Source organism: Sphingobacterium sp. 1.A.5 (assembly GCF_002734235.1).
Classification (GTDB): Bacteria; Bacteroidota; Bacteroidia; order Sphingobacteriales; family Sphingobacteriaceae; genus Sphingobacterium; species Sphingobacterium daejeonense.
The window spans coordinates 45,311-58,309 of the sequence record NZ_PEBA01000023.1 but is presented as its reverse complement, the minus strand read 5'-3'; the positions used below and the strand labels follow the sequence as shown (position 1 = coordinate 58,309).

At 33.2% G+C, this 12,999-nt stretch carries 9 protein-coding genes; 7 read left to right on the top strand and 2 right to left on the bottom strand.

What is annotated here, in order from left to right; translation table 11 throughout:
- Positions 1 to 4 precede the first annotated feature (4 nt).
- Positions 5 to 472, bottom strand: coding sequence for a response regulator (locus tag CRT24_RS10730; RefSeq protein WP_099371236.1), 468 nt, complete (start codon positions 470 to 472; stop codon positions 5 to 7).
- A gap of 271 nt (positions 473 to 743) precedes the next feature.
- Here CRT24_RS10730 and CRT24_RS10725 point away from each other — a divergent pair, with 271 nt between their 5' ends.
- A complete protein-coding gene (locus CRT24_RS10725) occupies positions 744 to 1,613 on the top strand; it encodes an AraC family transcriptional regulator (RefSeq protein WP_099371235.1) in 870 nt (289 codons plus the stop codon).
- A 180-nt stretch (positions 1,614 to 1,793) separates the two neighbouring features.
- On the top strand, positions 1,794 to 3,296 hold the full coding sequence (locus tag CRT24_RS10720; protein ID WP_099371234.1) for an acyl-CoA dehydrogenase family protein: 1,503 nt from the start codon (positions 1,794 to 1,796) through the stop codon (positions 3,294 to 3,296).
- Between the two features lie 59 nt (positions 3,297 to 3,355).
- Here the strand turns inward: CRT24_RS10720 and CRT24_RS10715 are convergent, their stop codons facing one another.
- Positions 3,356 to 4,015 carry a helix-turn-helix domain-containing protein gene (locus CRT24_RS10715; RefSeq protein ID WP_099371233.1) on the bottom strand — a complete coding sequence of 220 codons (660 nt, stop codon included), beginning with the start codon at positions 4,013 to 4,015 and terminating at the stop codon, positions 3,356 to 3,358.
- 105 nt (positions 4,016 to 4,120) lie between these two features.
- Between CRT24_RS10715 and CRT24_RS10710 the strand changes: the two genes are divergently transcribed.
- Genes CRT24_RS10710 through CRT24_RS10690 form a run of 5 tightly spaced genes read left to right on the top strand, consistent with a single transcriptional unit; the run spans position 4,121 to position 12,916 of the window.
- Positions 4,121 to 4,513 (top strand): YbjN domain-containing protein, encoded by a 393-nt coding sequence (locus tag CRT24_RS10710; RefSeq protein WP_099371232.1) that lies wholly within the window; start codon positions 4,121 to 4,123, stop codon positions 4,511 to 4,513.
- A gap of 2 nt (positions 4,514 to 4,515) precedes the next feature.
- A complete protein-coding gene (locus tag CRT24_RS10705) occupies positions 4,516 to 5,208 on the top strand; it encodes a PspA/IM30 family protein (protein WP_099371231.1) in 693 nt (230 codons plus the stop codon).
- Positions 5,209 to 5,242: 34 nt separating this feature from the next.
- Entirely contained in the window at positions 5,243 to 5,929 is a 687-nt protein-coding gene (locus CRT24_RS10700; protein ID WP_099371230.1) for an OB-fold-containig protein, read from the top strand.
- A 23-nt stretch (positions 5,930 to 5,952) separates the two neighbouring features.
- On the top strand, positions 5,953 to 8,070 hold the full coding sequence (locus CRT24_RS10695) for a flotillin family protein (protein WP_099371229.1): 2,118 nt from the start codon (positions 5,953 to 5,955) through the stop codon (positions 8,068 to 8,070).
- 16 nt (positions 8,071 to 8,086) lie between these two features.
- Positions 8,087 to 12,916, top strand: coding sequence for a DNA repair ATPase (locus CRT24_RS10690; protein WP_099371228.1), 4,830 nt, complete (start codon positions 8,087 to 8,089; stop codon positions 12,914 to 12,916).
- Positions 12,917 to 12,999 lie beyond the last annotated feature (83 nt).

Sequence of the window (12,999 nt, the reverse complement as noted above, 5' to 3'; positions counted from 1 at the left end):
GAGGTTAAGACAATAGTTTCTGGCGTAAAAGAAACTCCAATTGTTCGTTGGATATTTCGAGCTGTGAATTCTGGTCTATGATATTTTTCTTCTTTTCGTAAATTTCAAAGGCTCGGCTCACAGTTTCGCTTATTTCTTCCTCCTTCCAAGGCTTGTTAAGGTAATGAAATATCTTGCCTTTGTTGATGGCATCTACTACTGCAGCCATATCTGTATATCCCGTTAAAAGAATTCTGATGGGTTCAGGTTTTATTTTTATCACCTCCTCCAAAAATTCGACACCTGTCATTTCTGGCATTCTTTGATCCGTAATAATAACATGGATTTCATTATCACGAATAATATCTAATGCTTCAGCACCCTTTGATGCTATAAAGACATTATACTTAAACCTAAAGGTGGCTTTAAAAGAAAATAAATTGTTCTCTTCATCATCCAAATACAACACGTTTATTTTATTTTCTGAATTCATTCTTTTTTAACTTGAAAAACTGTTTCAAAATTAGCAATAATTTGTGTTCTATGATAATAGATTTCAATATAATGAGAAAATTGAAAATATCCGTTTAATTAATCCTAAAAACCCTACAATTCCTTAATATCAATAGTTGTTTAACTAGGATTATTTATCCTCATTTCTTTAATATAGTATTGCCTTATTAGTCTTCATTTCGTTAATTTTATAGATATAAAGCAAAAAGATTGATATTTCTTAATTTTGTTTTATAGAGTGACACTAAGCCATGGAAAAGAATAAAATCAATGCGGATGAGTTTGTAGAAAAGTTTATGGACGGAAGTCTGAAACATTTGACTTATATCCAGACTCCTATAAAGATTTTTCCATTGCGGGATATTGCACCTTATCTCAAGACACCGATACCTCCCATTTTCTTCGGATATAATTTATTGATCTATATAAACAAGGGATATTTCAGGCATCAGATAGAATCAACATCTTTTATGGTTCAAGCACCCGCAGTCCTGATTTCAAATTATGGAAATATTTCTGCCATTGATTCAGTTGACAAATCCGCTCAAGGCTATTGCATTCTCATAAAAGAACAGGCAATGACCTCGCTTTTCCGAGAACAAGAGATATTGAATATTTTCACAATTTCGCCATTGATTAATCTTAATGTAGTTGATAATTCTGAATTGAATACTTTATTTGATTTACTGTACCAAGAGATCTATACGCAAAAGCCGTATAAAGAATACTATGAAAGTATCTTTAAAACAGCCATGCTTAAAATCATTAAGATTTCAGATTCAAATAAATCATTGGCGAGACGTCAAGAAATTGCAATTGCCTTTAAACAATTGGTTCACCTAAATTATGGAACCGAAAAATCCGTGAATTTCTATGCAGATAAACTAGCAGTCTCTGTCAATTATTTAAATAGATGTGTATCTTCTGTTTTCAAAAAGACATCAAAGCAACTTATATTGGAAGTTGCAATCATTCATAGTCAATTGCTATTGTTGGAAACAAATAAAAGCGTAGCCTCAATTGCATACGAATTGGAGTTTGAGGATCCTTCTTATTTCACCAGACTTTTCAAAAAAATCGTGGGTATTTCTCCTACCGAATATCGGAAAACAGTTAATTAATAATTTTTAACATCCATGCACGATTTGTCCTAACTATTATCGTATTCATCATAGTCAATTTGTCGATATCATCCTAATTTTACAATTGGAGTTTGGAAATAATCCATTATGTAAGAACTCCACACGGCAATAGTTTAAATGCCATTTATAAATTGTAAAAAATAATAGATTAGAATAGATATGAATGGAGTAGTAGAAAAATTAGATTTTGAAACCTATATCTCATCTTTCAGAAAACATTTATTTCATTTGTTCAGAGAAGAATTTGATTATGGAGCAATCAGCTTGAAGCGTGATTTCCCTGCGGAATTTTTGTCTGAGATAATGAAGAAAAAGCCTTTGGCAGTAGCTATCCCAGAATTGCATGGTGGTAGAGGAGTTTCTGTGAAAGAATGTTTAGGTGTTCTTTCTGCAGCATCTTATGAATCATTGGCTTTATCCTTAATGTTTGGGATAAATATAGCTTTGTTTTTGGAGCCATTAGCGAAATACGGCAATTTCTCAGTACAGGAAAGAGTTTTTAAAGAGTTCATGGAAAACAATGCCATGGGTGGTTTGATGATTACGGAGAAAGCGTATGGAAGTGATGCCCTAAATATGAAGACAGGCTATGAGCAAATTGGAGATAGCTATAAAATAAAGGGAGAAAAACACTGGCAGGGGCTTAGTGGAGCAGCCGATTTCTGGCTTGTAACCGCAAGAAAATATACACCGACAGGTGAACTGACCAGAGATATAGATTTCTTTGTAACAGAAAACAAAAAATCTGATCAGCATATCCCTATGGTTGAACGCTATAACAACTTAGGACTGTATGCCATTCCTTATGGTATCAATCCAATAGATGTTGTCGTTCCGGGTGATCAAAAATTAAATCCTGAAAGTACCGGGATAAAACTGATGTTGGACATGCTTCACAGGAGTAGGCTACAATTTCCAGGTATGGGTCTAGGTTTTATTAAAAGGCTAATGGATGAATCACTGCAACATTGTCAAACCAGAATAGTAGGGGGTAATCCGTTGATTAACATTGATTCTGTAAAATACCAATTAGCAAGAATTCAAGCGGCATTCACCATTTGTTCAGGTATGTGTGCGTACAGTGTTGAATCAAGTGGTATTGAGCATGATGTTTCTGGATTAAGCATTGAAGCAAATACCCTTAAAGCATTGGTTACGGATTTAATGCAAGAATCTGCACAAATTAGTCTTCAACTTGCTGGAGCAAACGGCTATAGATTGGATCATATTGCCGGAAGATCTGTGGTAGATAGTAGGCCATTCCAAATTTTTGAAGGCTCTAATGAAATGCTTTATTCTCAGATTGCTGAAGGGGTATTAAAGCTGATGCGAAAAGCGAAAGAATCAAATTTATATGAGTTCTTAAAAGGTTACAACAATGCTAATTTAAGTACTCCATATTTCCAAAATCAATTGAATTTTAGTTTAGAAACTGGTCTAAACCAGAGAGATATGGTTACTTTAGGAAGAATGATCGCTCGTGTTATCAGCTTCCAGTTTGTTCTGCAAATGAATGGATTTAACTCAGAGCTAGTGGAAATTACACGTCAACATATTTTAATGGACTTAATGATGTTCCAAGGTCAGTTTGCAAGCCGAAATATTGCGAACCCTCTTGTAGAATATAATGACAATTCAGATTGGATGAGTTTCTTATCTTAAAGATTGGTTCTTATATAAAATAACAAAGAAGGCTATTAAAATTTTAATAGCCTTCTTTGTTAATGTACCTTTTCATATTTGGAATGTAATTTCCAAAAATTTTCGATTTCATTCAATTGGAATTTTTTCTCTTTCCAATCATTCAAAATTAATTTGATCTCTTTTCCATCGACCTGGAAACGCCCGAAAAATATTTCATTCAAATCCATGTAAAAACCAATGTTATCTTGAAGGGTATGAAGAATTTCGACTTTTACTTTTTCAAAAAATAAAATCGAAGATTCCTCAAAATTAAAATCAATAGGATTAGGGATCAATGAATTGTTTTCAATAGCTAATAAATTAGCATTATAAATGTTGGGCATATAAAATGTGGGGAAATCATTGATTTCAAAATTCTCGGGATTTTCTTGGATATAGGATTTGCTTAAGAATGGAACCTCTAATAAATTTTTGATGTTAACCTTTTCCGAACCTTCTTTAAAATAGTCTTCGAAATTCAATATTTCATTTACTGTAAGTTTTTTTTCTAGTAAACTAGAAATGGGAATGCCAAAATATTTAGCCATTTGAAGTATAACAGAAATCTTTGGCTCAGCACGAAATTCTTCGTATGATGAAATATTTCCTCTAGTAAGGTTAAATAGGTCTGCAAATGCTTGTTGGCTTAAACCTTTGACCGTTCTGAGTTTTTTAATATTTGATCCAATTTGCGTCATTACTAAAAATTTTTTGTCTTAAAATGCAAAAATAATTTGCAAAAATTGTTTGCAATAATTATTTTTATGCAAACATTATTAGCAAATATATAAAATTATTAGCCAATGCCATTTGCAAAAGTTGAAAAATACTTATCCGATGTTGGATATAGGGTTGTAACCAGAAATAGAAAGGAGGGATTTTTCATCGTCGAAAGCGAAGATGAAGGAATCCGAAACCTCATTATTGGTGTTACTCCGCCGATTATAATTTTCGAACAATTTCTATTTTCTCTCCATAAAGACAACATGGAAATTTTCAAAACTCTATTAATAAAAAACAGAGATATTATTCATGGAGGATTTGCTTTAACTGAAGATGGTAAGAATGTTCTATTTCGATATACGCTTCAAGTTCATAATCTGGATCAGAATGAATTCGGGGCAGCATTAAATTCACTTTCTTTTTTGTTGAGTGAATATTATGAACAAATTATTCAATTTTCAAACCAAAAGTAATCATGAATATTTTTAAAAGATTATTAAAAATTGGACAAGCAGAAATCCATGCATTAGTAGAAAAAATGGAAGATCCAATTTCTTTAACAGAGCAGGGGATTGAAGATATGAAGGCACAACTTTCAGAAACCAAAGAAGCCTACATAATTGCGAAAGCATTGGTCATTAAAAGTGAAAATGCTATCAAGGATAAACAGCTAGGGGCTCAAGACTATGAAAGAAAAGCCCATTTGATTTTAAATAAGGTTAAAACTAATGAATTGTCGATTGAGAGAGCTGAGAAATTAGCACTTGAAGCATTGGAACTAAAAAGCAATTTGTTACTTGAAGTTAATTCAATCGAAAATGAAGTGTTAATTCACAAGGAATTGGTTGATGAAATTAACAATAAAATTGAAGTGTTGAAATTTAATATCACTAATTGGGAAAAAGAATTGACATCTTTAAAAGCCAAAAGTAGAATTATTTCTGCCTCTGAGTTTGCTAACCGTCAGATCGCCAATATTGACTCGAACAGTACAATTGATATGCTAAAAAAAATGAAAGCAAAAATTGAAGATGAAAATGCTGTAAATGAAGCTTTGAATCAAATTGTTCAAGATAAAATAGATAAAGATATTGATTTAGCTCTAAAAGAAGATAGTAATTCAAAAACCGAATTATTGGAACTAAAAAAAAGATTGGGGTTAGAATAAGCACCATCAATAAAACTATTAAAACCAATTACTAATGACTGAAATTATTAACCTTTTGTTCAATCCCTTGCCAAATGCAATTATGACAGTGTTAACAGGTCTATCATTGCTTTATTGGTTGTTCACAATGCTGATGGGTGATGGGTTTGATTTTGGACCGGATGCTGATATCCAGATCGAAGGGGCCGATATCCAAGATGTAGAACTAAATGTCGATCAAGAATTGGACTCTGAAATAAGTCATGAACCTTCTTTTTTTTCGAAAGCGATGGAGTTTATTTACATAGGTAAAGCCCCGTTAATGGTAATTGTTACCATGTTCAAATTTATCAGTTGGATTTTAACTATAGTTTCCTCAATAATCCTCAACTTAACAGCTTACGGTTGGAAATCAGTTTTAATATTGGTTCCAATATTTATCCTTAGTTTTTTATTGCTTCATTTTGTCGCAAAGCCAGTAGTCAAACTGTATAAAAATGTTGGATATATGGGAGAGGAAGCTAGAGAATTTATTGGTCGCGAAGGAAAGATGAGGTCATCTATTCAAGGGGATCAATTGGGATCGGTAGAAATAATCATACAATCTGATGTATTAAGATTAAATGTAAAAAGCCTAAATGGCGAGCCTTTAAATTACGGAGATGATGTATTGATCATTAACGAAGATGCTGGCAAGAAATTCTATATCGTACAAAAGGATATTAATCTAAATAATATTTAACCTAATTTTTAAAATTATATTTTATGAGCAAGACGTTGTTATTTGTAGATGGCATAACAGGAGTAGTGTTAATTGCTATTGGAGCCATTGTTTTTATAATCTTCGCATTTTTTGTGATACTCAGTATGTTTTACAAGAAAATTCCTCAGGGAAAAGCGATTGTAAGATCTGGTGTAGGAGGTACAAAGGTTGCCTTCAATAAAGGAATGTATGTAATTCCGGTATTCCATAAAATGGAAATTATGGATATATCCGTTAAGAAAATTGAAATCAATAGAATGCAGGGAGATGGGTTGATCTGTAAGGACAATATCCGTGCGGATATAAAAGTAGCATTCTTCGTCAGGGTAAATAAGTCTGTGGATGATGTTATCAATGTTGCTCAGAATTTGGGCTGTGACAGAGCTTCTGATCCAGAAACTTTGAAAAGCATCTTCGAAGCTAAATTTTCTGAAGCATTGAAAACCGTAGGCAAGAAATTTGATTTTACCGAATTATATGAGGCTCGTCGTGAATTCAGAGATGAAATCTTGAATATTATCGGAACAGATTTAAATGGATATATCTTGGATGATTGTGCTATTGATTATCTCGAACAGACCGAACTGAAGTTCTTAAGTACTGAGAACATTTTAGATTCCGAAGGGATCAAGAAGATTACAGAATTGACAGCTAGGCAAAACATGAATGCTAACTTAATTCGTAGAGAAGAAGAGAAAGTTATCAAAAAGCAGGATGTTGAGGCTAGAGAAGCAATTTTGGAATTAGAAAGACAATTAGCTGAGAAGGAAGAGAAACAGCGTCGCGAAGTCGACAATATCAAAGCTCGGGAAGAGGCTGAAATTGTAAAGGTTCGTGAAGAAGAGCGTTTGAAGTCAGAAACGGTTAGGATTTCAACTGAAGAAGCTTTGGCTATTCAAGAAGAGAACAAGTTAAGACAAATCATTATTGCAGAAAAGAGCAAATTACGTACTGATGCGGTTGAAACTGAAAGAGTGGAGAAAGATCGTGCTTTGGAAGCTACTGAAAGGGAGCGTATTGTTGCATTGGCACAAATTGACAAGCAACGTTCTATAGAAACCGAACAGAAGAGCATTCAGGGAGTTATAAAGGAAAGAGTTCAATTGGAGAAAGGGGTTATTGAAGAGCAACAGGCGGTTAAAGATATTGAAGTGTTTCGTGATGTGGAGAGAAAGAAACAGGCAGGAGTTATAGCTGCATCTCAAGAGGCAGAGGAGCGTTTAATTGCTACCGTGAAAGCTGCTGAAGCTGCCAAAATTGCGGCTGAACAAGAAGCTGAGAAAAAAGTTATTGATGCCGAAGCGGCACGTAAAATTGCAGAGAAGAAAGCACAAGAGTTATTGATAGATGCTGAAGCGAAAAAAGAGGCTTCATCAAAAGAAGCTGAAGCAAGAAAAATCATTGCCGAAGCTCAAGCGAAGGAAGAAGCTGCAATTGGATTGTCGGAAGCTGAAGTAATGGTAGCAAAAGCAGAAGCACAAGAAATTCAAGGAACCAAAGAAGCTTCTGTTATCGAGAAAAAAGCAGAAGCATTACGTAAAGAAGGATTAGCTGAGGCTGAAGTGGTTCGTGAAAAAGCACTAGCTGAAGCAAAAGGAATCGAAGAAAAAGCTGCGGCAATGAAGCAACTGGATAGTGTGGGCAAAGAACACGAAGAATTCAAATTGCACTTACAGAAAGAACGCGATATTGATCTAGCTCAAATTAATATCCAAAAAGATATTGCAAATGCTCAATCAGCTGTATTGGCCGAAGCCCTGAAATCTGCTAAAATTGATATCGTAGGGGGAGAAACTATGTTCTTTGAGAATATTGTGCGTCAAGTTTCTAATGCTAAAGGTTTTGACCATTTGATAAATAATTCAACACATGCAACCGATATTAAGAATTCCCTGATTGGTGAAGATGGGAATGGAGATTTAGGGGAGAAAATAAAATCCTTAGCAGACAAATATGGTGTTTCATCAAATGATATTAAGAACTTAACGATTTCTGCAGCACTAGTTAAACTACAAAATGCAGCTACAGCAAAGGAAGATGTTGAAGATTCTAATTTTATCAATTCATTATTTGGAATGGCAAAAAATCTAGGAATTTCTAACAAGAAAATCAATTTATAGCTCAGTTTATTGACGGATGGTAGAGAATAATGAAACTTTAGACGCTGGAGCGTACGAAATTATTAAAAAGCGTTTATCAACGCAGAAGGAAACCCTTACGAGGAAACTGAATGAACTCAATAATGCCCGTAAAGAAGTTTTCAATTCTACAAATTTCGTGCTTAAAGCGAACCAAAGGATTACAACTGAAAATAATTGCGTTGCCAGAGGTATTCATGCTTTAGACAATATCTGTATTTTTGGGTATAATGTTCACTTTGGATTAAGGACAGAGATAAAATTAGAAGATGTATTCAGTATCTATCAATATGAAGATGGTCAGTTTATTCCTCAACCATTAAATCTAATTGAAGATCCGAATTTCTTGAATGATTATCAAAATCTTTATAAGTATTATCGAGATTCTATCTTTTCAAAATTCCGGAGAACAGAGAACTATATTTATTTTATTTTTCAAACCAGCAAAAATCCTGAAGATCTTAAAGCTTTCAAATGGTTGATAAAGGATGGAAAGCTGATTTATGAAAATGATCGCAGTATTCATGAAGTCAAAACACCGATTCAATTTGAGTTTGATTGGATAAAAACTAACCTGGAAGACAGGAGGCTTGGTAAATTTCCACATATCTCTATTCTAGACAAGGTTTTTATTGAAGCATTGCATGGTGATATTACTTTTAAAATCGAAGATAATACGGATTCAGGCAAAGGAATATATTCAGAGAAAGTTTTTAATACTGATCAGCAATTAGATGATGCAGAGTACTATTATGCCGATTTAGGAAATCTAATAGCCATTAGAATAAAACCCTATCAAGAGGATTTTAGAGCTTACATATTCAACCTGCGGACCAAAGAAGTCGTAAATATTAAATCCTTAAATAATTCAGTTGTTCTACTTCCGGATAATCAAGGAGTAATTTTTTCAAACGGATATTACCTTCAAAATGGTTCTTATAAAATATTTGACAGTTTATTGGAAAATGTAACTTTTCTCAAAAAAGTTGCATCTCCTAATGGGGAGGATTATCTATATGTTTATTGTCATGTAGAGTCTAATACCTATATTTTAATGTCTTATAATATCATTCAACAAGTTGTTGAAACTCCGATAATTTGTAATGGATTTACAATATTCAAAAATGGAGATTTAATTTATTTTAGGACAGAGGCTGAAGCTACTAGACATCATCAGGTGCAAATTTGGGATACTCCCTATGCTACTGTTTTTGAGGAAAAGGAAGAAAAACAGGATGATCCCATCTATAAAGTTGGGAATAGACAAATCGTTCAAGCAATGGCTGAATCTCAAGAGGTTATCCAATTAATCAATAAGGAGGATAGCTACGAAGGATTGTATGAAGACATTCAAAAGAAGGCCAGGTCAATAATAGATAGTTATTTCTGGATAAGTAATCCTGAACTCAATAATTTAGGTGAATCGCTGCAACAAATTGAAGAAATTGCCAATTCTGCTATAGATGAGTTCGTTAAAGTCCAATCTCAAAGGAAGTTTGCGGTAGAACAGGTTGAACATTCAAATAAGAAACTAGTCAACCTCAATTTTCAGATTAACAGTACCCAAATTGAAAATTTAGACCAATTAGTGCATCAACTTGCTGATGCTAGAAGTTTGCAAGGGGAAGTCATTGATCTGAAAAATGTTAGGTATGTTAATGTTGATTCGGTCGATAAGCTTTTGGAAGAGCTAAAAAATATAACAGCCAATCTTTCGGACAAAACAATCGAATATCTACTGAAGGATGAAGCTTTAAATATTTATGAACAAAAGGTTCTTGAACAAAAAGAAAGCGTTGAAAAAATTGAAAAAGTTTTCGATTCCAAAGTAATTGAGGAAAGAAATATAGAAATTTCTGCAGAGCTGGAGTTGCTGATTGATATTTTAAATAGTTTAAAAATCAATGACTCTACTCAGACAACGAAGATTGTCGAAAAGATTTCATTGATTTTCTCTTCATTGAATGAAGTTAAAGCTCAATTGACCAGAAAATTAGACTCTTTAAAGAGTACTGAAGCAGTAGCAGAATTTTCCGCACAATTAAGGTTGTTGGAACAGTCTGTGACTAATTTTTTAGAACTTTCAACAACAGAAGAAAAAGTAGATGAATATTATACCAAGATTATTGTTCAGTTAGAAGAGATTGAAAGTAAATTTTCGGATTTTACAGATTTTGTACTGAAGATTTCTGAAAAGAGAGATGAAATAATCAAAGCATTCAACTCAAGAAGAGAGCAAATAATAGAGCAGGTCAACAAACGTTCAGCTTCTTTAGAGCAAATAGGGTTGAGGGTATTGAAAAATATCGAGAATAAAGCTGGAACCTTTAAATCTAGAGAAGAAATACTAAGCTTTTATGCTTCAGACCTAATGATAGATAAAATCCGACAGCTGGTTACTCAGCTGAGAGAAATTTCAGATGTGTCTAAAGCAGAAAACCTAGAGAATTTGCTGAAAAAATCTCAAGAAGATGCGCTAAGAGTTCTGAGGGATAAAAGTGAATTGTTTGTAGATGGTGAAAATGTTATTTCTTTAGGCAAACATAAATTTTCGGTAAATAAACAGGCGTTGAACCTTACTTTGGTAAGAAGGAATAACGAATTATTCTTCCATCTCACTGGAACAAGCTTTTATCAAAAGGTAAAGTCAGAAGAATTATTGAACTACCAAGATATATGGGAACAAGAACTTGTTTCAGAAAACAAGGAGGTTTATAGAAGCGAATATTTAGCTTATAAGACTTTATTGGAAGCAGAGAATCTTGATTTTAATGCTGAATCCTTTATTAATCAAACGGCAGAAAAAAACTATTCCGAGAATTATGTGAAAGGAGTACATAATTATGATGCACTACTGATATTTGAAGATTTAAAGCAGGTTCATGATAAATTGGAACTTTTGAGGTATGATTCCAATTTAAGAGCTACAGCGCAATTATTTTGGCATAGCCTGCAATCCAATGAACAAAAGAGGCTTTCTTCTATGATTCAGACAATGTCATCCGTGTTGAAATTTTTCCCAACTTCACAAGAATATAAATCTGTTGTCAAAGAAATTGAAAATTCTCTCGTCAAGTGGATACCTACAGTACCTTTAGACAATTTTAATACGAATGATGCCGCTAATTATCTATTTCAAACTTTTATAAAATTCAATAAGTTCACCATAAGTGAAAATGCTGATCACTTAAAACAAGAGTTTATCAGATTTTTGGAAAGTAAAAAGGCAACTCAAGAGTTTGAAAAAAATATCAATGAAGAACTATTTAATTGGATTGATAGATTTTACTTAATCACCAATTGGATTAAAGCCTTCATTGAGGAAACACAGCAAAAAGGTTTATATGAAAGAGTAGTAGAGGAAACAGCAACTTTGTTATTGTTTCCTGAGAATAAATACGAAATTTCGTTTGGAAAAGACCTGCTTGATGTACAGGGCTTAAAAGGAAACCATCCTGTTTTAAAACAAGGTCATTTGCAAATTGGGTATCATGATTTTATGAAAAAAATGAATGACTTTGTTGAAAATAAGGTTCCAAATTTTAATTCATTTAATATGATAAAAGATTCGATTATCAAGAATTATAACAAAGAGTTAAAAGTAAATGAGCTAGAACCTAAGGTCTTAACATCATTTGTTCGAAATAAACTGATTAATGAAGTATACTTTCCTTTGATTGGTCGAAATCTGTCAAAACAAATCGGTGAAGCTGGAGATAATAAGAGAACTGCTAGAATGGGCATGCTATTGTTAATTTCTCCACCAGGATATGGTAAAACTACCTTAATGGAATATCTGGCAAAGATTGTTGGATTTCATTTTGTGAAAGTAAATGGCCCTACAATAGGACATTCGATTACATCGATCGATCCGATAGAAGCAAAAACCTCAGGAGCAAGAGAAGAACTGAAAAAAATAAATTTAGCATTTGAAATGGCAGATAATGTGATGTTATATCTGGATGATATTCAACATCTATCCGCTGAGTTTCTTCAGAAATTTATCTCCTTGGCAGATGGACAAAGAAAGATAGATGGAATCTTCGACGGAGAAAGCAAAACATATGATCTGCGTGGCAAACGTTTTTGTGTCGTAATGGCCGGAAACCCGTATACTGAAAGTGGTTCGAAATTTCAAATTCCAGATATGCTTGCCAATAGAGCAGATGTTTACAATCTAGGTGATGTCATTGGAGACACCGAGGATTTATTCAATTTAAGTCTTATCGAAAATGCAGCTATTGAAAACAAATATCTAGAGGTTATAGCTAGCAAATCCTATGATGATTTTTATGCATTAATAGATTATGTGATTTCTGGTAAAGATCAGTTGCCAGATTTAGAAGGGAATTATCAGAAACAAGATATTGACGCCTTTATTGCTGTGATCAATCATGTTTTGAAAATAAGGGATATTGTGGTCAAGGTAAATCAGAACTATATAATGAGTGCTGCTATGCAAGATAGTTATCGTTCAGAACCACCTTTTAAATTACAAGGATCTTATAGAAATATGAATAAGCTCGTAGCCCAAGTTATTCCAATCATGAATAAAAATGAGATTTCCCAATTGATTCTAACACATTACGAAAGCGAGTCACAAACATTGACCGCTGATACTGAAAGTAATTTGTTGAAATTAAAAGAACTCGCTGGACTTATAAATGAAGAAGAATCAAAAAGGTGGAATGACATAAAAGAAATCTTCAAAAAGAACAATAAGCACAATGGAGTAAGCAAAGATAATGCAATGTATACTCAACTTTTGGACTTCAATGATAATTTAGAAGGTATTATTAAAGCTATTAAAAACCTTAAAATGAATTAAATTTCAAATTATAATAAGACAAATTGAATGGGCAAAATCTATTGAGGTTGCCCATTTCTTTTTGGAATTTGATGCCTGTCCTT